The 23,207-nt window shown below is 58.5% G+C and carries 26 protein-coding genes; 12 read left to right on the forward strand and 14 right to left on the reverse strand.

What is annotated here, in order from left to right; all coding sequences use genetic code 11:
- Positions 1-109 precede the first annotated feature (109 nt).
- Complete coding sequence (maiA, locus tag ACR0J2_RS22295; RefSeq protein ID WP_480813906.1) at positions 110-748, forward strand: maleylacetoacetate isomerase; 639 nt, start codon at positions 110-112, stop codon at positions 746-748.
- 92 nt (positions 749-840) lie between these two features.
- The gene (locus tag ACR0J2_RS22300) at positions 841-1,182 is read left to right on the forward strand and encodes a DOPA 4,5-dioxygenase family protein (protein ID WP_170682114.1); all 342 of its coding nucleotides are present in this window, start codon (positions 841-843) and stop codon (positions 1,180-1,182) included.
- Here ACR0J2_RS22300 and ACR0J2_RS22305 read toward each other — a convergent pair.
- Positions 1,179-2,807, reverse strand: coding sequence for an acyl-CoA synthetase (locus ACR0J2_RS22305; RefSeq protein ID WP_170616063.1), 1,629 nt, complete (start codon positions 2,805-2,807; stop codon positions 1,179-1,181). The genes ACR0J2_RS22300 and ACR0J2_RS22305 overlap by 4 nt on opposite strands.
- A 215-nt stretch (positions 2,808-3,022) precedes the next feature.
- On the opposite strand from ACR0J2_RS22305, the gene ACR0J2_RS22310 reads away from it, so the two are divergent.
- Both ACR0J2_RS22310 and gntH read left to right on the forward strand, forming a co-directional pair.
- The gene (locus ACR0J2_RS22310) at positions 3,023-4,414 is read left to right on the forward strand and encodes an aminotransferase family protein (protein ID WP_170616061.1); all 1,392 of its coding nucleotides are present in this window, start codon (positions 3,023-3,025) and stop codon (positions 4,412-4,414) included.
- Between the two features lie 241 nt (positions 4,415-4,655).
- Positions 4,656-5,990, forward strand: a complete 1,335-nt coding sequence (gntH, locus tag ACR0J2_RS22315; RefSeq protein WP_480813907.1) for a guanitoxin biosynthesis MBL fold metallo-hydrolase GntH — start codon at positions 4,656-4,658, stop codon at positions 5,988-5,990.
- 84 nt (positions 5,991-6,074) lie between these two features.
- On the opposite strand, the gene rplT is transcribed toward gntH, so the two are convergent.
- The 3 genes from rplT to pyk form a co-directional block, all read right to left on the reverse strand.
- The gene (gene rplT / locus ACR0J2_RS22320; RefSeq protein WP_152457001.1) at positions 6,075-6,440 is read right to left on the reverse strand and encodes a 50S ribosomal protein L20; all 366 of its coding nucleotides are present in this window, start codon (positions 6,438-6,440) and stop codon (positions 6,075-6,077) included.
- A 14-nt stretch (positions 6,441-6,454) separates the two neighbouring features.
- Positions 6,455-6,655, reverse strand: a complete 201-nt coding sequence (gene rpmI, locus ACR0J2_RS22325; RefSeq protein WP_088632295.1) for a 50S ribosomal protein L35 — start codon at positions 6,653-6,655, stop codon at positions 6,455-6,457.
- Positions 6,656-6,837: 182 nt separating this feature from the next.
- A complete protein-coding gene (gene pyk / locus ACR0J2_RS22330; RefSeq protein WP_170616057.1) occupies positions 6,838-8,283 on the reverse strand; it encodes a pyruvate kinase in 1,446 nt (481 codons plus the stop codon).
- 118 nt (positions 8,284-8,401) lie between these two features.
- On the opposite strand from pyk, the gene ACR0J2_RS22335 reads away from it, so the two are divergent.
- The 3 genes from ACR0J2_RS22335 (at position 8,402) to ACR0J2_RS22345 (ending at position 9,894) form a co-directional block, all read left to right on the forward strand.
- Positions 8,402-9,139, forward strand: coding sequence for an N-formylglutamate amidohydrolase (locus tag ACR0J2_RS22335; RefSeq protein ID WP_480813908.1), 738 nt, complete (start codon positions 8,402-8,404; stop codon positions 9,137-9,139).
- 87 nt (positions 9,140-9,226) lie between these two features.
- A complete protein-coding gene (locus ACR0J2_RS22340; RefSeq protein WP_170682117.1) occupies positions 9,227-9,466 on the forward strand; it encodes a DUF6868 family protein in 240 nt (79 codons plus the stop codon).
- 113 nt (positions 9,467-9,579) lie between these two features.
- Entirely contained in the window at positions 9,580-9,894 is a 315-nt protein-coding gene (locus tag ACR0J2_RS22345; RefSeq protein WP_170682118.1) for a DUF1244 domain-containing protein, read from the forward strand.
- Positions 9,895-9,934: 40 nt separating this feature from the next.
- On the opposite strand, the gene ACR0J2_RS22350 is transcribed toward ACR0J2_RS22345, so the two are convergent.
- The 3 genes from ACR0J2_RS22350 to dgcN all read right to left on the reverse strand — a co-directional run bounded on the left by ACR0J2_RS22350 (position 9,935) and on the right by dgcN (position 12,849).
- Positions 9,935-10,795 (reverse strand): D-amino-acid transaminase, encoded by an 861-nt coding sequence (locus ACR0J2_RS22350; RefSeq protein WP_480813909.1) that lies wholly within the window; start codon positions 10,793-10,795, stop codon positions 9,935-9,937.
- 10 nt (positions 10,796-10,805) lie between these two features.
- A complete protein-coding gene (dgcA, locus tag ACR0J2_RS22355) occupies positions 10,806-11,771 on the reverse strand; it encodes an N-acetyl-D-Glu racemase DgcA (RefSeq protein ID WP_480523610.1) in 966 nt (321 codons plus the stop codon).
- Between the two features lie 76 nt (positions 11,772-11,847).
- Positions 11,848-12,849, reverse strand: coding sequence for an N-acetyltransferase DgcN (gene dgcN / locus ACR0J2_RS22360; protein WP_170616045.1), 1,002 nt, complete (start codon positions 12,847-12,849; stop codon positions 11,848-11,850).
- Positions 12,850-13,144: 295 nt separating this feature from the next.
- Between dgcN and ACR0J2_RS22365 the strand changes: the two genes are divergently transcribed.
- Entirely contained in the window at positions 13,145-14,107 is a 963-nt protein-coding gene (locus tag ACR0J2_RS22365; protein WP_170682121.1) for an L-malyl-CoA/beta-methylmalyl-CoA lyase, read from the forward strand.
- A 99-nt stretch (positions 14,108-14,206) separates the two neighbouring features.
- Here ACR0J2_RS22365 and ACR0J2_RS22370 read toward each other — a convergent pair whose 3' ends face one another.
- Positions 14,207-15,007 carry an IclR family transcriptional regulator gene (locus ACR0J2_RS22370; protein WP_480813910.1) on the reverse strand — a complete coding sequence of 267 codons (801 nt, stop codon included), beginning with the start codon at positions 15,005-15,007 and terminating at the stop codon, positions 14,207-14,209.
- A gap of 307 nt (positions 15,008-15,314) precedes the next feature.
- On the opposite strand from ACR0J2_RS22370, the gene ACR0J2_RS22375 reads away from it, so the two are divergent.
- From ACR0J2_RS22375 to ACR0J2_RS22390, 4 genes are all read left to right on the forward strand, one after another.
- The gene (locus tag ACR0J2_RS22375) at positions 15,315-16,265 is read left to right on the forward strand and encodes an MBL fold metallo-hydrolase (protein ID WP_170616039.1); all 951 of its coding nucleotides are present in this window, start codon (positions 15,315-15,317) and stop codon (positions 16,263-16,265) included.
- A gap of 134 nt (positions 16,266-16,399) precedes the next feature.
- Positions 16,400-18,010 (forward strand): FAD-dependent oxidoreductase, encoded by a 1,611-nt coding sequence (locus ACR0J2_RS22380; protein WP_480813911.1) that lies wholly within the window; start codon positions 16,400-16,402, stop codon positions 18,008-18,010.
- A gap of 5 nt (positions 18,011-18,015) precedes the next feature.
- Entirely contained in the window at positions 18,016-18,222 is a 207-nt protein-coding gene (locus ACR0J2_RS22385) for a DUF2783 domain-containing protein (RefSeq protein ID WP_170616035.1), read from the forward strand.
- Entirely contained in the window at positions 18,219-18,758 is a 540-nt protein-coding gene (locus ACR0J2_RS22390; RefSeq protein WP_170616033.1) for a VOC family protein, read from the forward strand. Before ACR0J2_RS22385 ends, ACR0J2_RS22390 begins: the two co-directional genes overlap by 4 nt.
- A 51-nt stretch (positions 18,759-18,809) precedes the next feature.
- Here the strand turns inward: ACR0J2_RS22390 and ACR0J2_RS22395 are convergent, their stop codons facing one another.
- Genes ACR0J2_RS22395 through paaA form a run of 6 tightly spaced genes read right to left on the reverse strand, consistent with a single transcriptional unit; the run spans position 18,810 to position 23,201 of the window.
- Positions 18,810-19,571: a Phenylacetic acid catabolic protein gene (locus ACR0J2_RS22395; RefSeq protein ID WP_480813912.1), complete on the reverse strand. Its 762-nt coding sequence runs from the start codon at positions 19,569-19,571 to the stop codon at positions 18,810-18,812.
- A 15-nt stretch (positions 19,572-19,586) separates the two neighbouring features.
- Entirely contained in the window at positions 19,587-20,663 is a 1,077-nt protein-coding gene (locus ACR0J2_RS22400) for a 2Fe-2S iron-sulfur cluster-binding protein (protein WP_480813913.1), read from the reverse strand.
- Between the two features lie 11 nt (positions 20,664-20,674).
- Positions 20,675-21,136, reverse strand: coding sequence for a 1,2-phenylacetyl-CoA epoxidase subunit PaaD (gene paaD / locus ACR0J2_RS22405; protein WP_170616027.1), 462 nt, complete (start codon positions 21,134-21,136; stop codon positions 20,675-20,677).
- A 5-nt stretch (positions 21,137-21,141) separates the two neighbouring features.
- Entirely contained in the window at positions 21,142-21,909 is a 768-nt protein-coding gene (gene paaC / locus ACR0J2_RS22410; protein WP_480813914.1) for a 1,2-phenylacetyl-CoA epoxidase subunit PaaC, read from the reverse strand.
- Positions 21,909-22,193, reverse strand: a complete 285-nt coding sequence (gene paaB / locus ACR0J2_RS22415; RefSeq protein ID WP_170616022.1) for a 1,2-phenylacetyl-CoA epoxidase subunit PaaB — start codon at positions 22,191-22,193, stop codon at positions 21,909-21,911. Before paaB ends, paaC begins: the two co-directional genes overlap by 1 nt.
- Before the next feature lie 15 nt (positions 22,194-22,208).
- Positions 22,209-23,201: a 1,2-phenylacetyl-CoA epoxidase subunit PaaA gene (paaA, locus tag ACR0J2_RS22420; protein ID WP_480813915.1), complete on the reverse strand. Its 993-nt coding sequence runs from the start codon at positions 23,199-23,201 to the stop codon at positions 22,209-22,211.
- Positions 23,202-23,207 lie beyond the last annotated feature (6 nt).

Genomic DNA, 23,207 nt, shown 5'->3' on the forward strand with positions numbered 1-23,207 from the left:
GCACGCCGCCTGCTGAACTGGTCCCCACAGGTCTCCGTCAGGGACGGCCTCAACCATTTCAGCATATGGGCAAAAAAGGAGCAGGGGTGATTTGGCAGCGGAGACGAGGATGAGTAACGTTGTTCTTTATGACTACTGGCGGTCATCGGCCAGCTACCGGGTTCGGATCGCCCTTAATCTGGCTGGCATCCCCTATCGGTCGGAAGTCGTCGATCTGGTTGCGGGCGAACATAAATCCAAAGCCCACCTGGCCCGGAATCCACAGGGTTTCGTTCCTGTTCTGGAGATTGACGGCCTGCGGCTGACCCAGTCTCTGGCAATCCTTGAGTATCTCGATCAAACGCGAAATCTGGGGCTGCTGCCAGCTGACGCAGGCAAACGTGCCAAAGTTCAGGCTCTGGCGCATTCCATTGCCGTTGACCTGCATCCCGTCTGCAATCTTTCCGTCGCGCGCCATGCCACCACGCTGAGCGGCGGGGCCGGTGACATGCCCGGGGACTGGATGCGTCACTTCATTCGCCCCGGTCTGCTGGCGTTTGAAGACCTGCTGGGCGGGTTCGATCAAACCCCGTATTGCACCGGAGACGCGCCCAGTCTGGCCGATCTGTGTCTGATGCCGCAGATGTACAATGCGCGCCGCTGGCAGGTCGACCTGAGCGGAATGCCCCGAATCCTGCAAGTTGAGGCCGCGTGCACCAAACACCCGGCCTTTGCAGCGGCACATCCTGACGCGCACGCCCCAACCTGATTCAGCGCACAGTCTCTGTGTGTTTGGCAAGGATGGCTAGGAAGCCGTGCAGCCGGTACACTTTGGCCAGTGAATGATGATCGAGGTCCTATATGACTGAAATTACCGGCTATCACGCCCATGTCTATTTTGACGCGGATACACAGGAAACCGCCCGGCTTGTCTGTGAAGAAGCCGCGCGCCTGTTTCCCGTTCAGGTGGGCCGAATGCATGCGCGCAATGTCGGCCCCCACCCCCGGTGGAGTTGCCAGTTGGGCTTTGGGCCGGAGGCATTCGACCAGGTCATTCCCTGGCTTATGATAAACCGCAGGGGTTTGACCGTGTTCACCCACCCCGAGACCGGCGAACATCTGAGCGATCACCGTGACCGCGCGATCTGGATGGGAGAGATGCTGCCTCTCGATCTGTCAATATTCGATGACGCCAGGACCTAAGAAAGCCCTCGCGCCTGATCACGCAGCTTGAATTTCTGGATCTTGCCGGTCGAAGTCTTGGGCAATGCGCCGAAAACTACCGTTTTGGGCGCTTTGAAATGGGCCATGTTGTCCCGGCAGAAGGTGATAATTTCAGCCTCAGTTGCTTCCCTGCCCGGCTTCAGCTCGACAAATGCACAGGGTGTTTCGCCCCACTTGTCATCCGGGCGCGCGACCACTGCCGCCTCCATCACGGCGGGATGCTTGTAAAGGATCCCCTCAACCTCGACGGATGAGATGTTTTCGCCTCCCGAAATGATGATGTCCTTGGATCGGTCTTTCAACGCGACATAGCCGTCGGGATGCATCACCCCAAGATCGCCCGAAGCGAACCAACCACCCCGGAACGCCTTGTCCGTGGCATCCGGGTTTTTCAGGTACCCTTTCATCACGACGTTGCCCTGCATAAAAATCTCACCCATGGTTTCGCCATCGGCCGGAACAGGTTCCAGTGTTTCCGGATCCGCGACCATCAGGCCGGACAGCGCCGTGTATTTCACACCCTGCCGCACCTTCAACGCGGCGCGTTCATCCGCGCCCCGCTCGTTCCATTTCTCTTTCCACGCACAGACAACCGAAGGGCCATATGTCTCGGTCAGCCCGTAAACATGGGTCACTTCAACGCCCATGGCCTCCATCTTTTCGATGACGGCGGCTGGCGGCGGCGCACCGGCAGTCATCACCTTGATGGGATGATCAAAAACCTTGAGGTGGTCCGGGGCATTGGCCAGCATGTTCAGAACAATGGGGGCACCGCAGAAATGGGTTACTTTCTCCTCTCGGAACGCGGCATAGATCGGCTCATCCCGCACTGCACGCAGGCAGACCGAAACCCCGGCATTGGCCGCCATGGCCCAAGGGAAACACCACCCGTTGCAGTGAAACATCGGCAGGGTCCACAGATACACCGAGTGTTTCGGCATGTCCCAGTCCAGAATATCCGATTGCGCGTTCAGGGCGGCACCCCTGTGGTGGTAGACGACGCCCTTCGGGTTTCCGGTCGTACCGGAGGTATAGTTCAGCGTGATGGCGTCCCATTCATCTGCCGGCAACGACCAATTGTAATGCGGGTCACCTGTGGCCAGAAAATCATCATAGGTCACTGATCCGATCTTTTCGCCACCGGCAAAACTTGGGTCTTCAATGTCGATGACCAGAACCTCGTGATCGACCTGTTTCAACGCCTCGTTGACCACGCCCGAAAACTCGGGATCCACCAGCAGAACCTTGGCTTCGGCATGGTTCAGGATGAACGCAACGATCGGAGCATCCAGCCGGGTGTTGATCGCGTTCAGCACTGCCCCTGCCATTGGCACGCCAAAATGCGCCTCGTACATTTCAGGCAGATTGGCCGCAATGATCGACACCGTATCCCCCTGCCCGATTCCGTGCGCCGCAAGCGCCCCGGCAAGCTGGCGGCAACGCGAGTAGGTTTCCTCCCACGTATACCTGCGATCACCGTAAACCACGGACGGATAATCCGGATAAACCTGAGCCGTCCTTTCGATAAAGCTGAGCGGAGACAACGGTGTGTAGTTCGCGCCGCTTTTATCCAGATGGCGGGTGTAGATGTTGGTGCCTGACATCCGCTGGTCCTCCCAATTCGTGCCGGTAGACTTCACCACAAAGACAGGGCTGTGCAAATCCGTAAAAATACTCTGGCGTATGCTCTGGAGATACGGGATGATGCGATCTGGCCCTATCTACAAAGCACCTTTCAAGGTGATCTGGGCCATCGGAAACACTTCCCGGGACAGGGCTGATTTCGCCGCCGGGCACTGCATTTTGGAAAGGACATGTCATGGACGGCACGTTCAACGAAAACGATCTTTCGCGCGTAGTCGAAGCCGACCGCGCCCATATCTGGCACCATCTGCTGCAGCATAAACCTTTTGAAACCAGTGACCCGCGCATCATTGTCGAAGGCAAGGGCATGCGCGTCTGGGACCAGAAAGGCAAAGAGCATCTGGATGCCGTATCCGGCGGGGTCTGGACGGTCAACGTAGGCTATGGCCGCGAATCGATCTGCAAGGCGGTGTACGACCAGCTGATGAAGCTGTGCTATTTCGCCAATACCGCAGGTTCGATTCCCGGTTCGATCTTTGCTGAAAACCTGATCGAAAAGATGCCGGGGATGAGCCGCGTCTACTACACCAACTCGGGCTCGGAAGCGAACGAGAAAGCGTTCAAGATGGTCCGGCAGATCGCGCATAAGCGCTATGGCGGCAAGAAGACCAAGATCCTGTATCGCGACCGCGACTATCACGGCTCGACGCTGGCGACCATGTCGGCAGGCGGTCAGGACGAGCGCACCGCGCAGTATGGTCCGTTTGCGCCTGATTTCGTACGCGTTCCGCACTGCATGGAATACCGCAAGCACGAGTTGGACGGCGCGCCCGAGGAAAACTTCGGTGAATGGGCCGCAAACCAGATCGAAGAAGTGATCCTGCGCGAAGGTCCCGACACCGTTGGCGCGCTGTGCCTTGAGCCCGTGACCGCCGGTGGTGGCGTGATCGAAGCGCCGGAAGGCTACTGGCAGCGGGTGCAGGAGATCTGCAAGAAGTACGACGTGCTGCTGCATATCGACGAAGTCGTCTGCGGCGTCGGCCGGACCGGCACATGGTTCGGCTATCAGCAATACGGAATCAAGCCGGACTTCGTGACCATGGCCAAAGGCGTTGCCTCGGGCTATGCGGCGATTGCCGTGATGGTCACCACCGAGGAAGTCTTTGACCTGTTCAAGGACGACGCATCCGATCCGCTGAACTACTTCCGCGACATCTCGACCTTTGGCGGCTGCACCGCAGGTCCGGCGGCCGCGATCGAGAACATGCGCATCATCGAGGATGAAAACCTGCTGGGCAACTGCACCGACATGGGCAACCGCATGATGGGCAACCTGCAGGCGCTGATGGAAAAGCACAAGGTGATCGGTGACGTGCGCGGCAAGGGCCTGTTCCTGGGTGCCGAACTGGTAACCGACCGCGCCACCAAGGACCCGATGGACGAGAAACGCGTTCAGGCGGTCGTGGCCGACTGTATGGCACAAGGTGTGATCATCGGGGCCACCAACCGCTCGATCCCCAGCCGCAACAACACGCTGTGCTTCTCGCCTGCGCTGATTGCAACGGCAGACGACATTGATCAGATCACCGACGCCGTCGACGGCGCGCTGGGGCGTGTGTTCGGGTAACGGCTGCTGAGCCTACCCAACAACCCACGAAGAAAATTGGAAACCGGCGCTTGGTGGCGCCGGTTTTTTTGTCTTAGAATCAGCAGTTTACTGTCTGAGCAACTCGCCTACTGGCAACACAACTGGCGATGCTTCGCGATATCATCCGAAATGTGCTATATTCGAATGTGAATATATTTCTGCCGGAACTGGAGCAGGGACCCACAGTTTTTCTTTGGCCAGTAAATAGGAGGAGCATTTGATGAAGGGTTTGGTGAAAACTACAACCGTCGTGTTTTTGCTGGGTTTTGGTGTGGCCGTTGGAATATGGATGGAGCGCAATGACGGTGCTCCACAAGCTGCACTGCTTGATGCCATTAGCCCCAATATGGCGTCCGCGCAGGAAGCGGAAACAGAGATTTCTCCAACTCTGGTTCGCGATCGCTCCCGTGACACCTATTATCCAAACACGGAAGATTTAGCATCTGATGAAATGCGCGTCGTCGCCTGCGGAACGGGCATGCCAACAACGCGGGCGGCTCAGGCAGCCGCTTGCTTCCTTGTCGAACTCGGGAACGGTGAAAAGTTCTTTTTCGATATTGGTTCGGGTTCTTCAGAGCGGATTTCCTCGTTGCAGATTCCATACAGTTACCTCGACAAGGTATTCATAGGGCATCTGCACACTGACCATTTCGGGGCATTGCACGAGCTCTTTATCGGGGGTGCGTTGATGGGGCGAAACAAACCCCTCCGCGTCTGGGGGCCAAGCGGATCGGTTCCCGAGCTTGGCACCAAAGCGGCAACGGACAGTATGAAAGACATGCTGCTTTGGGACCTGAGCGCTCGTGTCGGGGCAACGGACCCTCGTGGTTATCAGATGGACGTTACCGAGTTTGACTACAAAGCCGAAAACGAAGTGATCTACGACGAGCACGGTGTCGTGGTCCGAACATTTCCGGCCATTCACGGGATTGACGGGGCTGTCAGTTTCTCCTTGGAATGGAACGGGCTGAAGTTTGTCTACAGCTCTGACACTTACCCAAATAAGTGGTTCATAGAATACGCCAAGGACGCCGATATCGCCATCCATGAATGCTTCATTGCTGTCCCCGACATTGTTGGTAAGCTAGGGTTTACACCCGAGTCTGCGCTGCAAGTCGGGACGCAAATACACACGGCTCCGGAAGCATTCGGTAAGGTCATGTCCGAAATAAAGCCACGGATTGCCGTGGCCTACCATTTTTTCAATGATTTCGACACCGTAGGAGGAGTCGAAGAGCGCATTCGCACGACTTATGAAGGGCCGCTAAGTCTGGCGGAAGACTTCATGGTATGGAACATCACCAAAGACGATATCCAGGTGCGCATGGCTGTTACCGAAGAACACACTTGGTCGCCACCTCTTTCCGAACCGCCAATTCCACCAGGTGAGAATGACCGTGAAACTTTCGCCAAAAACCAAGGTATTCCTGTAGAGTCAGTTGGTTTCTCGGATTTCATCGAAAGTGGAAAATGGGATGTAGAGGATGCATTACGGCCAATCTACGAACAAGCCAGTGAGGCGCTTGGCCGTGACTTCCCCTATCCGGGTGACTGAATAAAGGATCGCGCACCACCTATAAAAATAAGAGGGCCGCTTCATCCGGAGCGACCCTCTCTTTCACTGTCTCTTTTCAGAGGATCAGGCAGTCAGAGCAGCCTGAGCTTTGGCGACGATCGCGCCGAACGCTTCCGGTTCGTGCACGGCCAGGTCGGCCAGAACTTTGCGGTCCACTTCGATACCGGCCAGGTTCAGGCCGTTGATGAAGCGGGAATATGTCAGTGCCTCGTCATGCGAACGGACAGCAGCGTTGATACGCTGGATCCACAACGCGCGGAAGTTGCGCTTGCGGTTCTTGCGGTCGCGGGTTGCGTACTGGTTGGCCTTGTCGACGGCCTGACGGGCAACCTTGAAGGTGCTCTTGCGGCGGCCATAGTAACCTTTGGCGGCCTTGATGACCTTCTTGTGACGGGCGTGAGTTACGGTTCCACCTTTAACGCGGGACATCTCTTAATCTCCTCTTAGCGGTCGTAGGGCATGTAGCCCTTGACGATCTTGGCGTCGGGGGCGGACAGGGTGGTGTTGCCACGGGCGTCGCGGATGAATTTCTTGGTCCGCTTGATCATGCCGTGCCGTTTGCCGGCCTGGCCAGCAAGGACCTTACCGGTCGCAGTCACCTTGAAGCGCTTCTTGGCGCTCGCTTTTGTCTTCATCTTAGGCATTTCCGTCTCCTTTTCCGGGTTCGGTTTCAAACGCGACTCGGCATGCCATCTCGGCCGGTCACGCGATCAGAAGCGCCGTTTACGCAAGTTCGGCCATACTGGCAAGGGGGTTTCGAGCAAAATCTTGGCTTTTCCACCCCTGCTCAGGCACCCCTGCGACATGGCGGGGCACCGTTATCTCTTCAACCGGGGTCGGTGTTGTAGATCAACCGTTCGTCACAAGGGGCAATGCGCAGAATATTGGTGGTGCCCGGCACGTTGAACGGCACCCCTGCGGTAACCACGATCTGATCGGACTCGGACGCAAATCCACCGGCGCGGGCAGCACGGGCCGCGTTGACCACAGCACCTTTGAACCGCTCAAGCTCGGGCGTCATGACACAATGGCAGCCCCAGCTCAGGCACAGGCGCCGTGCGGTGCCTCGGGCCGGCGTCATGGCGATGATCGGAACACCGGGGCGCTCACGAGCGGTCAGCAAGGCTGTTGTGCCGCTTTGGGTAAAGCAGCAGATGGCCTTGATATCCGTCTTTTCAGCAATCTCGCGGGCGGCGGCGACGATACCGTCGGCGATCGTCGTCCCCTTGGCCGAACGCGAGGCCGCGATGATCTGCGTGTAGGTCGGGTCGGCCTCGACCTCGATGGCAACCTTGTTCATGGTCTGAACCGCCTCGACAGGGTAATCACCGGCAGCGGATTCCGCGCTGAGCATGATGGCATCGGTACCCTCATAGATCGCCGTGGCCACGTCTGAAACTTCGGCGCGCGTCGGCATCGGGCTTTCGATCATGCTTTCCAGCATCTGCGTGGCCACAATCACCGGCTTGGCCGCGGCCCGGCATCTGCGCACCAAGCGTTTCTGGATCGGTGGCACAGCCGACACCGGCAATTCAACGCCCAGATCGCCGCGTGCGACCATGATCCCATCAGACGCATCAAGAATGTCCTCGAACGCCTCGACGGCGGCGGGCTTTTCGATCTTGGACAGGATCGCGGCCCGGCCATCGGCCAGCGTGCGGGCCTCATAAACGTCCCGTGCCCGCTGCACGAAGCTGAGCGCCAGCCAGTCCACGCCCAGTTGGCAGACAAATTCCAGATCGTCACGGTCCTTGGCCGAAAGGGCCGCCAGTGGAAGCACCACGTCCGGCACGTTCACCCCCTTGCGGTTCGAGATCGTACCGCCGACCTCGACCGTGCAATTGGCGAAATCCTGACCGCAATCGGCAACGATCAGGCGAATTTTGCCATCGTTGACCAACAGGCGCGCACCCGGTTCCAGTGCGGCGAAAATCTCGGGATGCGGCAGGCAGACACGCTCAGCGTCACCAGGCGCCGGATCCAGGTCCAACCGGAACGCGGCCCCTTCCTGCAATTCCTCTTCGCCATTGCCGAACACACCGACCCGCAGCTTCGGGCCCTGAAGATCGGCCAGAATCGCGATCGGGCTTTCCAGGTCCTTTTCCACCTGCCGGATGATCCGGTGCCGTTCGCGGATTTCATCATGGCTGCCGTGGCTCATGTTCAGGCGGAAGACATCCGCTCCGGCTTCGTGCAGGGCGCGAATGGTGTCATAGTCGTTGGACGCCGGCCCCAGCGTCGCCACGATTTTCACATTTCTCAGGCGTCGCATCGGTCTTGCTCTCCTCGATGACTCAATGTTACCGCAAACAGTGCTTGGATGTGCTTATTGCGCAATTCCCTTTCCGAAGCAACTGCCCTACACCTGCGACAAACTTGATGACAGGCTCATGACGTACACTCCGTTTTTCATTCACGGCGAGGATCGCCCGTCCCGCTGGCTGATCACCTGCGACCATGCAACCAACACCGTACCGCCCGAAATCAACGGCGGAGACCTCGGCCTGCCGCGCGAGGATATGGAGCGTCACATCGCCTATGACGTGGGCGCCTACGAGGTGTCGAAACATCTGGGCGAAATTCTCAACGCTCCGGTGATCGCCGCCAATTTCTCGCGTCTGGTGATCGACCCGAACCGCGGCGAGGACGACCCGACACTTCTGATGAAGCTCTATGACGGTTCGATCATCCCCGGCAACCGCCACGCGGACGCGGCCGAAAAGGAACGTCGCCTGAACATGTGCTACCGCCCCTATCACGAGGCGCTGGCGCAGTTGGCGGCCCTGCCGCACGCGGTGATCGTGTCGATGCATTCGTTTACCCGTCAGTTGCGGGGCCGCGACCCGCGCCCCTGGCATATCGGAATCCTGCACACGCCGGATGAACGTTTCTCACGTCCGCTGATCAACCGGCTCGAGGCAGAGGGCGATTTGTGTGTTGGCGTTAACGAACCCTATACCGGGGTTCTTCCCGGCGATGCGATCGATAAGCACTGCACCAGATTCGGTCGCCCGAACGCGCTGATCGAACTGCGCAATGACCTGATCGCAGACCATGTCGGACAGCGTGAATGGGCCGAACGTCTGGCCCCGATCTTGCAAAGCGCCTTGGAAGACAGCGACCTGTGACGTCGGGTCACCTCGGGCCGTTTCCCGGCCTCACGTTATTGTGAGCATACCCCGCGAACCCCATATACTTTGGGAAAGGAGACGACCATGACTCAGGAAATCCTGACGACCGTCTTCGGCTGGATGACGGTCCTGAACATCGCCCTTTTGGGCTTTACCACATTGATGATCATAGTCCTTCAGGACTGGATCGCGGGGATCCACGGCCGGATGTTCCAGATGGAACGCGCCGACGTGAAAAGGGCATATTTCAGGTATCTCGCCAACTACAAGATCCTGACAATCGTATTCTGCCTGATGCCTTGGCTGGCACTGAAACTGGCATGAATTCGATTTCAAAGGCTGGGAGGGGTCCGTTAGGCCCTTCCTGTTTGTTGTAACAGAGCCGCCGGATTGTTAGGTCAGGCTCAGAACATAAGACAATAACTCGGAGCCATCTAATGGACAAGCAAACCGAAATCGAACTTCAGGCCGCGGCCTTCCGCCGGTTGCAGAAGCATCTGATGGAAGACCGCACCGATGTGCAGAACATCGACATGATGAACCTTGCCGGATTCTGCCGCAACTGCCTGTCGCGTTGGTATCAGGAAGCGGCCAATGAAAAGGGCATCGAGATGGGCAAGGAAGAAGCCCGCGAAGTTTTTTACGGCATGACCATGGATGAGTGGAAAGCCAACTTCCAGACCGAAGCCAGCCCCGAGAAGCAAGCCGCCTTCAAGGTCGCCTTCGAAGAGAATGTCACCAAGAAAGGCTGACGCCTGAAAAAAAGGCCCGCCAATGAAGCGGGCCTTTTCTTTAGATTGCGGCCTTGCGGCTTTCGTCCAGATAGATCTCGCGCAAACGATTGGCAATCGGACCCGGCGTTCCGTCGCCAAGCGCCACACCGTCAATCTCGACGACGGGCATGACAAATGCACTGGCCGAAGTGGTGAAAGCCTCATCCGCCTCTTTGGCTTCGTCGATGGTGAACAGCCGCTCTTCGATTTCCATCTGCGCTTCTGCCGCCATGCGCAGCACGGCCTTGCGGGTAATGCCGTGCAGAATGTCGTTGGACAGCGGACGGGTGACGATCTTGCCGTTCCTGACGAAATAGGCGTTGTTGCTGGTGCCTTCGGTCACATAGCCGTCCTCGACCAGCCACGCATCGTCACAGCCCGCTTTCTTGGCCATCATCTTGCCCATCGACGGATACAGCAACTGCACGGTCTTGATGTCGCGGCGGCCCCAGCGGATATCCTCGATCGAAATGATCTTTGCACCCTTTTTGGCGGCCGGGCTGTCGGCCAGACCCGGCTTGTTCTGAGTGAACAGAACAAGGCTGGGTTTGGTATCCGCAGAGGGGAACACAAAGTCCCGGTCGCCGTCCGATCCGCGGCTCACCTGAAGGTAAATCAGACCCTCATCAATGCCATTCAGCTCCACCAGCTTTCGGTGGATCTCAAGAAGTTCTTCCTTGGTGCAGGGCTCGGCCATCTCCAACTCGTCCAACGAACGTTTGAGGCGCACGGCATGACCTTCGAAATCAATCAGCTTGCCGTCCAGAACGCTGGTGACTTCGTAAACGGCGTCTGCAAACAGAAAGCCTCGGTCAAAAATGGATACCTTGGCCTCGGTCTCGGGCAGGTACTCGCCATTCACGTAAACGGTGCGGGTCATGTATGTCTCCTCAGCCCCAAAGTGCCGCCACAGGCGGGTGCACTCCGGCGTCATCAAAAATCAGCGGGTTGTCGCGGTCTTCGGCCAACAGAAGCGGACCGTCAAGGTCCGTTACCATCGCTCCCTGCGCCAGCAATGTCGCAGGCGCCATCGCCAGCGAACTGCCGACCATGCAGCCAACCATCACGCGATAACCTTCGGCCAGTGCGTGTTCGCGCAACGCCAGCGCCTCTGTCAGACCTCCGGTTTTGTCGAGCTTGATGTTGACCACGTCATATTTGCCCTTCAGCGCAGGCAGGCTGGCCCGGTCATGACAGGATTCATCAGCACACACAGGTACCGGGCGGTCCATCCCGATCAGTGCCTCATCATCACTTGCAGGCAACGGCTGTTCGACCAGCGCCACACCCAGACGCACCAGATGCGGGGCAAGATCAGCATATACCTCAGCGGACCACCCTTCATTGGCGTCCACGATGATTTTTGCGTCAGGCGCGCCAGCGCGAACGGCTTCAAGCCGCGGCATGTCGTCCGGAGTTCCCAGCTTGATCTTCAACAGCGGCCGGTTCGCGTTTTCGGCCGCCTGCTTTTGCATCGCCTCAGGCGTATCCAGCGACAGCGTGTATGCCGTGATTTCAGGTCCCGGAATCGGCAAACCGGCCATTTCCCACACACGCTTGCCCGCGCGTTTTGCCTCCAGGTCCCAAAGCGCGCAATCAACCGCATTCCGCGCGGCACCAGCGGGCAGCAAACCAGTCAGCGCCTCCCGGGATATATTCGCAGGCAAACCCGCGATCTCGGCCTCAACCGAATCCAGCGTTTCGCCATACCGGGCGTATGGCACGCATTCGCCCCACCCCTGATGCGTCCCGTCCGAAATCCGAACGGTCAGCACCCTCGCCTCGGTTCGCGACCCGCGCGAGATGGTGAAGACCTGCGCCAGCCGAAACACATCGCGAGAAACTTCAATCTGCACGAACACGCTCCTTCATCTTTTTCCAAATACTCCCGCCGGAGGCAGAACAGCGCCTGCCGCCGGCGAAACGTTCAGATCACAACGCAGCCAGCGCGTCCACCAGCTTGCCCGACCCAAATCGGAACGGGTCCGTTGCCGGCAGGCCCATGTCGGCTTCGATTCTGGCCAGATAAGCGGTCGCATCTTCCTCGGACATGTGCTGAGTGTTGACCGATACGCCTACAACCTGACAGTCCGGGTTCGCCACTTTCGCAAGTGCCAGCGCCGTGTCGCGCAGGTCTTCCAGACTCGGCAGCTGGTAAGTCGGCAAGCCGCGCATATGCTCGCGCGTCGGTTCATGGCTCAGGATCAGCGCGTCAGGCTGGCCGCCGTGGATCAAGGCCATGGTCACACCCGAATAGGACACGTGGAACAGGGATCCCTGCCCTTCGATCAGGTCCCAGTGATCCTCGTCATTGTCAGGTGTCAGCCATTCGACAGAGCCCGCCATGAAATCCGCAATGACGGCGTCCAGCGGCACACCGTCACCAGTGATGAGGATCCCTGTCTGACCGGTTGCGCGGAAGGTGGATTTCATGCCGCGCTTGCGCATTTCAGCATCCATCGCCATCGCCGTGTACATTTTGCCCACCGAACAATCCGTCCCCACGGCCAAGCAGCGCTTGCCCTTGCGCTTGATGCCGTTGGCAATCGGGTAGTCCACCTCGGGCACCCGGACATCATGCAGCGTGCGCCCGGTGGCTTCTGCCACGGCAACCAGATCGGGCTCATCCCGCAACAGGTTGTGCAGACCCGAAGCCAGGTCAAACCCTTCCTCCAACGCCATGACCAGAACTTTTTTCCATTCCTGGCTGATCACACCGCCACGGTTTGCGACCCCGATCACAAGTGTCTTGGCACCAGCCTCACGCGCTTCGACCAAAGACATGTCGGTCAGACCCAGATCGGCCTTGCAGCCTTCCATCCGATACTGGCCCACGGCATTCTCCGGTCGCCAGTCCTTGATGCCAACAGCCACTTTGGCCGCCAATTGGTCGGGCGCATCGCCCAAAAACAGCAGATACGGTGTTTCGATCATCGCCATGCACTCCTTTGATTCCGGCGCAGGCTAAAGAACGCAGCAAACGAGCGTTTCGCATTTTCGCCCGGACGCACCCCACGCAATAGGATTATCTTGCATTAACCCGCAGAATTTCGGGACAATCTTGCAAGTTTTCAAACTGATTAAACTTTAGTCACCGTCGACGCACCGATTTTCGGCGAATGCTGCAACAGCATTGCCGCAGCTGCACAAAGGCGCTTGCGCCTGACCGCGCAATTTAATACCTCATTGAGCAAGAATACCGCAATTTCCTTTCTCGCACGAGGTCCCGATGAGCTTTCGCATCCAACCCGCCGCCCCTGCACGCCCGAACCGCTGCCAATTGTTCGGGCCGGGATCGAACACCAAGCTGTTCCCGAAAATGGCCGCTTCGTCTGCGGATGTCATCAATCTGGATCTTGAGGACTCGGTTGCCCCGTCCGACAAGGATGCAGCCCGTGCCAACGTGATCGAGGCGCTGAACACCGTCGAATGGGGCTCCAAATACATGTCCGTGCGGATCAACGGGCTGGATACACCCTATTGGTATCGTGATGTCGTGGACGTGCTGGAACAGGCCGGTGACCGCCTGGATCAGATCATGATCCCCAAAGTGGGCTGCGCCGAGGACGTCTATGCCGTGGATGCCCTTGTCACCGCCATCGAACGGGCCAAAGCGCGCACCAAGCCGATCAGTTTCGAAGTCATCATCGAATCCGCTGCCGGTATCGCGCATGTCGAGGCCATTGCCGCGTCCTCTCCCCGTTTGCAGGCGATGAGTCTTGGTGCCGCTGATTTTGCAGCCTCGATGGGCATGCAGACAACCGGCATCGGCGGAACGCAGGAAAACTACTACATGCTGCGCGAGGGCGAAAAGCACTGGTCCGACCCGTGGCACTGGGCACAAGCCGCCATCGTCGCCGCCTGCCGAACCCATGGGATCTTGCCGGTGGACGGGCCGTTCGGCGATTTTTCGGATGATGAAGGCTATATCGCGCAGGCGAAACGTTCGGCCACTTTGGGCATGGTCGGCAAATGGGCAATCCACCCCAAGCAGATCGCTCTGGCCAATCAGGTGTTCACCCCGTCAGACGAAGCTGTGTCCGAAGCGCGTGAGATTCTGGCGGCGATGGAACAGGCCAAAGCCAATGGCGAAGGTGCAACGGTCTACAAGGGCCGCCTGGTCGACATCGCCTCAATCAAACAGGCCGAAGTCATCGTCGCACAGTCCGAACTGATCGCCGCGAACGGCTGAACGTCATCTCTTTTCGATGTAGTCTTTTGACAATGCGCCTCCCATCAAAGGAGGTGCATTTTTTTGTGCCCTCGCCAAACCTTCGGACCACGCGCCCGCCTACCCGTTGTCGGATACCGCTTCGTTGTCTATCGCTTCGGGATACCGGCCGCCGCGCAACAATGTCAGGCGCTTGGCGGCCTTCCTGACATTTTCCTCGATGATTCTCTGATGCGCTTCGGTCGCCCGAACGGCGGGCAGAGCCACGGCCACGGCCCCGCACACCTTGTTGCTGGGGCCAAAATACGGGGCCGCTATCCCGATTACACCTTCCTCGAACGTGCCGCTTGAAATCGAAAGGCCTGTCTGACGGATCTGATCCAGTTGCTGCCGGATTACAGCCGCATCGGTTTGGGTTTGCGTGGTATGCGACTGCAAGGCGCCCCCTTCAATAAACGGCTCGACAAAGGCAGGGGCCGCGAAAGCCAGATAGGCCAGCCCCGAGGCCGTCGCGTGCAACGGCAGCGACTCGCCTGATCCAATGATAACCCGGTTCATGCTTTTGCTTTCGATCGTGGCAATATTGGCCAGCGTTTGGCCCGCGATGCGCGACGCATGCGCCGTTTCGCCCGTGATCGCATTCAGATCCCGCAACACGATCTTTACCGCATCGACAAGCGGAAAACTGGCCTCGCGCAATTGGGAAAACCGCAGAAACGCGGGGCCCAGATTGAACAAACGTGTTTCCTCGTCCTGTTCGACAAAGCCCTTGGATTCCAGCGCGGCTAAAAACCGCATCGTCGTCGCCTTGTTGTAACCGGACAATTTCGAAAGCTCACTCAGGCCGATACGGTGGCGTCTTTCATCAAAAAACTCCAGCAGGGACAGCGCCTTATGTACTGTTGATGGGCCTTCCGCCATGTCACCTCGCAAACCAGACCTGATGATCCTTACCCCATGCATGAATAGCTTGACAGAGCAGAAGGTCAAAGCAATATTTGATCCATCGGCTCAATATTTGAATTGACGCGCAGCGCAAGAAGAAGCAAATAGACGTCAGCGGACGTGTCGATCTGTCTCAGATCAAGGCGGCAGAACCCGTCGTTGGCGTATTCGCATGTCAGGGCGAAGGCAGCACAGGCTGACCGCCCGGATCGTAACTTATGGGACCCACCCGCCGCGCTGCGGTTATTGCTGTGCGGATGACAGAACGTCAAAGGAACAGGAAATGGCCAAGGCATTCGCCTCGCAGGGCGATCTGAGCGAAAAGAAAATCACCTTCGATGAAATCGGCGACGGGCTGTACGCTTTTACCGCCGAAGGGGACCCGAATTCCGGCGTCATCGTCGGCGATGACAGCGTGATGATCGTCGAGGCACAGGCCACACCGCGTCTGGCAAACAAGGTGATCGAATGTGTCCGATCCATTACTGACAAGCCGATCAGCCACGTGGTGCTGACACATTATCACGCCGTGCGCGTTCTGGGTGCCAGCGCCTTTGACGCCGGGCAGGTGATCATGTCGAACGCAGCCTACAATATGGTTCTGGAACGCGGGCAGGAAGATTGGGACAGTGAATTCCAGCGCTTTCCGCGCCTGTTCGAAGGACATGAGAGCATTCCTGGCCTGACCTTCCCGACAACGACCTTCTCGGACAGCATGACCGTGTTTCTGGGCAAACGCCGCGTCGACATCAAACAGATCGGCCGCGCCCATACGGCAGGCGACGCCATCATTCACGTGCCGGATCAGAACGTGATGTTCACCGGCGATATCGTCGAATATCACTCGGCCTGCTATTGCGGCGACGGGCATTTCGCCGACTGGGGTCAGACCCTGGACAACATCAAGGCCTATGACGTGGACGCCATCGCACCGGGGCGCGGCGATGCGCTGGTTGGAAAGGAGATGGTGGAAAAGGCCATCGAAAACACCCGCGACTTTGTAGACAGCACCTACCGGCCTGTTCGCAGGATTGCTGCCCGCGGCGGATCGCTGAAAGAGGCATGGGATGCCGTGCGCGCCGAATGCGACCCGAAATTTTCCGATTACGCGATCTATGAACACTGCCTGCCCTTCAACGTCGCCCGCGCCTATGACGAAGCCCGCGGTATCGCCCATCCCCGCATCTGGACCGCCCAGCGCGATCTTGAAATGTGGGAAGCCCTGCAAGGCTGACGAATTGGGGCCGGTTTGATTCAGATCGTGGCGACCCGAATCAGACGGTGAAACTATTGACCTGACGCTCTGGCGCTTGCGCGCCAGGGTTCGAATTTCTGCGCCCTGTTGCGCAACACCTGGGGAGAGAGCCTGTGAACAAGATTTTCGAAGACCCTCTTTATGCATACGAGCCCAGCCCGGATCAGACCGCGCCGACACCGGTGCGTCACAAGGTCATTGTTGTCGGCGCGGGCCCGGTCGGGTTGGCCGCTGCCATCGATCTTGCACAGCAAGGGGTCGAGGTTGTCGTGCTGGATGACAATGACAAGGTCAGCTTTGGCAGCCGGGCCATCTGTTTCGCCAAGCGTCCGCTGGAAATCCTCGACCGACTGGGATGCGGCCAGGCGATGGTCGACAAGGGCGTCGTCTGGAATAAGGGCAAGGTGTTCTTCGATGACCGGCAGGTCTATCATTTCGATCTGCTGCCCGAGGACGGGCATCAGCGCCCGGCTTTCATCAATCTTCAGCAATATTACTTCGAGCAGTTTCTGGTCGAACGGGTTCGCGAAATGCAGGCGCAGGGCGCACCGATCCAGATCCGGGGCCGCAACAAGGTCGAGGCGGTCGGCACCCATCCCGATCACGTCAGGCTTGAGGTGGAAACGCCCGAAGGCTCGTACACCATAGAAGCAGATTGGGTGATCGCCTGCGACGGGGCCGGATCGCCAATGCGGGCCATGTTGGGCAAGGACTTTGTTGGTCGTGTGTTCGAGGACAACTTCCTGATTGCCGACGTGATCATGGAGGCCGACTTCCCGTCCGAGCGCTGGTTCTGGTTCGATCCGCCCTTCAACAAGGGGCAATCCGCGTTGCTGCACAAACAACCGGACGGCGTCTGGCGCATCGACCTGCAACTGGGCTGGGACATCGACAAAGAGCGCGAGAAGCGCCCCGAAAACGTTATCCCGCGTCTCAAGGCTATGTTGGGCGATGATGTCGAGTTCGAGTTGGAGTGGGTCAGCATCTACACCTTCCAGTGCCGCAGGATGGAACAGTTCCGCCATGACCGGGTGATCTTTGCCGGCGACAGCGCGCATCAGGTCAGCCCGTTTGGCGCGCGCGGTGCCAACTCGGGCCTGCAGGACACGGACAACCTGTGCTGGAAACTGAAGCTGGTGATCGACGGTCTGGCCCCGGAAACGCTTCTGGACAGCTATGATATCGAACGTATCCACGGGGCGGATGAGAATATCCTGAACTCGACCAGGTCCACGGATTTCATCACACCGAAATCCCAGATGTCCCGCATCATGCGCGACGCGGTGCTGGATCTGAGCGAACATTATGAATTCGCCCGTCCGATGGTGAACTCCGGTCGGTTGAGCGTTCCCTGCACCTATGATGGCTCGCCCCTGAATTCGGCGGATGCGCTGAACGGGCCGGCTTCGACCCGTCCGGGCTCGCCCTGCCCAGATGCGCCATTGGGGGACGGCTTCCTGCTGCCGAAACTGGCCGGGAAGTTCACCCTGATGACCATTGATGCCGATGCCCCGGATGAGATCGAGGTGGACGGCATCACGGTTTCGCGCCTGGCCCTGTCGATCAAGGACGACCGGACAATGGCCCTGAAACGCCGCTATCTGGGTGATGCGCCGCAGGGGGTCTATCTGATCCGACCGGATCAGCATGTGGCGGCGCGACGCGACACCTACGAAGAAAACGCATTCCGGCATGCGGTCCGCCGCGCCACAGGTAAGGAGTAATCGCCATGGCCGATCTGATCCTCACACCAAATTTCGACAATACCGATGGGTTCTACGCCGATCTGCTGGATGCACATGAAGGGCTGGACAAGGCACAGGGGGACGCGCTGAACGCGCGCCTGGTGCTGGTTCTGGCCAACCATATCGGGGACAACGACGTGCTGCGACAAGCCCTGCGCGCCGCGTCGCTTCAACAGGAGGACAACACGTGAAAATCGAGAAAATCCACCACGTCGCCTATCGCTGCAAGGACGCCAAGGAAACCGTCGAATGGTACGGCAAGATGCTGAACATGGATTTCATCCTGGCCATTGCCGAGGATCACGTACCATCGACCCACGAGCCTGATCCCTATATGCATCTGTTTCTGGATGCGGGTGACGGCAACGTTCTGGCCTTTTTTGAGCTGCCGACCAAGCCCGAAATGGGGCGCGATCCCAACACGCCGATCTGGGTACAACACATCGCCTTCAAGGTGAAAGACCGCGAGACGCTGCTGCAGTTCAAAGACCATCTGGAAGCCAACGGTGTCGAGGTTCTGGGCGTCACCGACCACTCCATCTTTCACTCGATCTACTTCTTCGACCCCAACGGGCACCGGGTCGAACTGGCCTGCCCCGATCCCGAGGAAGAGGCGATGCTCAAGCGCATGGATGAGGTCAAATGGCTGATGCTGGATGAATGGTCAAAGACCAAGAAGGCCCCGAAACACGCCGACTGGCTGCATGCCAAAGAACTGAACAAATAACGTGGCAAAAAGGCCGCCTGTTTTTGCATAACAGGCGGCCTTTGTTCTCAGCTATCTCGGAACGTCCAGCCCGTATTTGTCAAGAATGGCCGAGGTCGCGGCAATCCAGCGATCGCGCAGTTCGGCATTCCCGGTGCGGCGCAGCCCCAGCGCCTGAAGCTCTTTCAGCCGCGCCGGGTCATCCCCCCCGAAGGAAACGGCGACGCGTGGCCACCAGTAGTTGACCGACGCCTGAATCGCGGCCGTATCACCATCCTCTGCCAGTCTGGCCACACCTTCCTCGGCCAGCTCGGCGTGGCGCGCCTCAACCGGTGCGATTGCACGAAAGGCTTCGGCCAGAGGTTGATATGAGACACTGCTGAATTCGGCCAGTTGCACGCCGACAGCGCACCCCATGATCAGGTTCATGACCACTGCGTCCGTCCACCCTTCAAGCGGATAATTGAAGACGGCAAGTCGCATATCATGTTCGTTGCGGGTCGCGCCAATATCGGCTGAACGGTCCAGCCGCGCAGCCCAGGGGTGGTGCGTCGCGTAGCGTTTCGTATTGACACCGAACTCACCCATGATGGTCAGGACACGATCGGCGTTATCGGTTTTCTCCAACACGATCTTGGCGGCGGCAATACGTTCCTTGATGCCCGGGCCGGTGTTAATGACGTCGGCAAACCCGGCGGCACCGGCCAGCTCGCTGTCCACAAAGGTCGCCATCAGCTTCATCAGTTCGGCGCGATACCGCGAAGGCACGTTCGAAGGGTTTGTCAGCACCCCACCCTGCGCAAGGTAGCTTTCAATGCTCATATCATCCGGCATGACAGGTCCCCTTCTTTATTGATCATAATCGACGACGACAGTGTCGGTCAGTGGAAAGGACTGACAGGACAGAACATAGCCCTTCTCGACCTCATAATCCTCCAGCGCATGGTTGGTCACCATCTCCACCTCGCCCTCAATCACTTTGCAGCGGCAGGTCGAACAGACCCCGGCCTTGCAAGCATAGGGCGCATCCATCGCGTTCTGCAAAGCCGCGTCCAGCAGCGTCGTGTCCTTGGGCATATCGATGGTCTGGGTTGCGCCGTCCAGCGTGATGGAGGCCTTTGCCGTATTGGCGCTGCTGGCGGCATCCTTGGCCTTGGCCTTGCGCTTCAACCGACCGGGCTGGGCGCTGGCGAAAAGTTCGAATTTGATCTGACCGTCATCCAGTCCATGATCACGCAATGCACGGGCTATGCCCAACATCATCGGCTCGGGGCCGCAAATGAATGCGGTATCGACATTTTCGATGTCGATCCAACCGGTTTTGAATAGTTGCGCGCATTTCTCTTCCGTCACCATTCCGGTGAACAGATCGATTTCCTGGGCATCCGTTTCGAGCACATGGATGACGTTGAAACGTCCCATAAAGCTATTCTTAAGGTCCTCAAGCTCCTCGCGGAACATGATCGAGTTCACGCTCTTGTTGGCGTAAACAAGCGTGAAACTGGAATTGGGTTCACGTGACAGGGTGGTTTTCAGGATCGACAGCACCGGGGTAATGCCGGACCCGCCCGCGAAACCCAGATACTGCTTCTCGTTTCCGGCATCCAGTTCGGTAAAGAACCCACCCATCGGAGGCATCACCTGAATGGTATCCCCCACCTTCAGGTCTTCGTTGGCCCAAGTCGAAAACGCGCCGCCATCGACCCGCTTGATGCCGACCTGCAGGACACCGTCATCCTTGCCCGCACAGATCGAATAGGATCGGCGCAGTTCCTCACCGTCAAAGTCGCGGCGAAATGTCAGGTACTGGCCTTGCGTAAAGTCGAACTCGGCAGCCGCACCATTCTCGGGCTTCAGCGTCACGACCACTGCATCGCGGATCGTTTTGCGGATGTCTGTGACTTCAAGATCATGAAAGCGCGCCATGGGTTCCTCCCTCAGATGCACTTGAAATAGTCGAACGGTTCCAGGCAGTCGCAACACCGCCACTGCGCCTTGCAGGGGGTCGAGCCGAACTGGCTGAGTTTTTCGAGATGGTTGCCACCACAACGCGGACAGCGTTCGGGTCCGCCTGCCGGTTGCGGCGGTGCGATGCCGAACTCTTCCAGACGCACGCGCCCCTTGTCCGACAGCCAGTCGGTGGTCCATGCAGGTGAAAGCTGACGGCGCAGTTCAAGCCTGTCGATCCCCTTTTCGCGCAGCGCCGTCTGGATATCCAGATTGATGACGCTGGTCGCCGGGCAACCCGAATAGGTTGGTGTGACGGTGACAACCAAAAGATCATCTTCCCACGCGACGTCGCGGATGATCCCCAGATCCACCAGAGAGATCACGGGGATTTCCGGATCGGGCACATGGTCCAGCCACTGCCAGATTTCACCGACGGAGGGCCGCGCCATCACTGTCACCACCGGCAACCGGGATAGGCACGCGGCAGCCACTGCATCGTGCACAGCAGATGGCCCAGATGTTCGGTATGCATCTGGCCGGTGCGACCACCCTTATGGGCAAAGCGGCTTTCGGGAATGATCAGCGTCGCCTCGGAAAGGACCCGGCCCACCAGCGTATCGTATTCTTCACGCAACTGGCCGGGGTCGCTCGAGATACCGGCCGTAACCATGGCCTCATCGACCGCGTCGCCTTCAAACATCTCTCCGACATAGGGCCAAAGGTAGTTCAGGGCGGCCTGCATCCGGTTATGGCTTTCCTCGGTTCCGTCTCCCAGACCGACAACCGTGTCGGCAGATCTTTCCAGGTGATACGCCACTTCTTTGCTGACCTTTTCAGCGATCTCGGCCACAGTCCGATCCGACGATCTGATCAGTCGGCCCAGCATGATGGAATGCCACGCATCGAACAGAAACTGACGCATCAGGGTCTGACCGAAATCACCATTGGGCATCTCGACCAGCAGAACGTTGCGAAAATCCCAGACGTCGCGGAGAAAGGCCAGATCGTCCGCCGACTTGCCTTCGCCCTCAACTTCGGCCGCATAACCCAGCCAGAGCTGCGTCTGACCGATCAGGTCCAGCGCCGTATTGGCAAGCGCGATGTCCTCTTCCAGCACGGGCGCGTGACCGCACCATTCGGACACCCTGTGCCCGAGGACCAAAGTGTTGTCGCCCATCCGCAGCAGGAACTGCAGCAGGGCCTGTTTGTCGACTTCTGCCATCACATATGCCCCACTTCGTCCGGGATGTCATAAAAGGTCGGGTGGCGGTAGACCTTGCTCTCGGACGGTTCGAACAGGGGGCCTTTCTCGCCGGGTGCGGTGGCCGCGATGTGCCGGGCTTCAACCACCCAGATCGACACGCCTTCGTTGCGGCGCGTATAGACATCGCGCGCGTTCTTGATCGCCATTTCGGCATCCGGTGCATGTAGCGAACCAACATGCCGGTGGCTCAGCCCATGCTGGCCGCGGATGAAGATTTCCCAAAGGGGCCATTCATTTTTCATAGCGGAACCTCCTGATTACTCTGCCGCGTGCTTGCGGGCGGCTTTCTTGCGGGCATGTTCCAGCAAGCCGTCGCGCACCCACGCGCCGTCGTCCCACGCCTTGTTGCGCGCAGCCAGCCTGTCCACGTTGCACGGACCATTGCCCTTGATGACGTTGAAGAACTCGGACCAGTCCGGGTCGGTATAATCGTAGTGGCCGCGCTCTTCGTTCCATTTGATGCTGGGATCCGGCAAATCGAGGCCAAGGAACTCGATCTGCGGAACCGTCTGGTCCACGAACTTCTGGCGCAGCTCGTCATTGGTGTTGATTTTGATCTTCCACGCCATCGACTGCGCCGAGTGCACCGAATCCTTGTCGGAGGGGCCGAACATCATCAAAGACGGGAACCACAGCCGGTTCAGCGCGTCCTGCGCCATTTTCTTCTGCTCGGGCGTACCTTCAGCCATCTTGCGGATGGCGTCATAACCCTGCCGTTGATGAAAACTCTCTTCTTTGCAAATGCGGATCATCGCACGCGAGTACGGCCCGTACGATGTGCGCTGCAACGGCACCTGATTCATGATCGCCGCACCATCCACCAGCCAGCCGACGGCACCGATATCCGCCCAGTTCAGGGTCGGATAGTTGAAGATCGACGAATACTTCATGCGCCCGTCCAGCAACATTTCGGTGATCTCGTCGCGGCTGACCCCAAGCGTTTCCGCCGCACAGTAAAGATACAGACCATGCCCGGCCTCATCCTGCACTTTGGCCAGCAGGATCGCCTTGCGTTCCAGTGTGGGCGCACGGGTGATCCAGTTGCCTTCGGGAAGCTGGCCGACGATTTCTGAATGCGCATGCTGGCCGATCTGGCGGATCAGGGTCGCCCGGTAATCATCCGGCATCCAATCCCTTGGTTCGACCTTGATATCGCGGTCGATCTTGTCCTGAAACTCGCGCTCCTGATCCGTCATCTCGTCTTTGGATTTGACGCCGGTTCCGGCCGTTTTCACAAGTTGAGCATACATCTGGGG

It is taken from the genome of Ruegeria sp. CG4, from assembly GCF_056537185.1.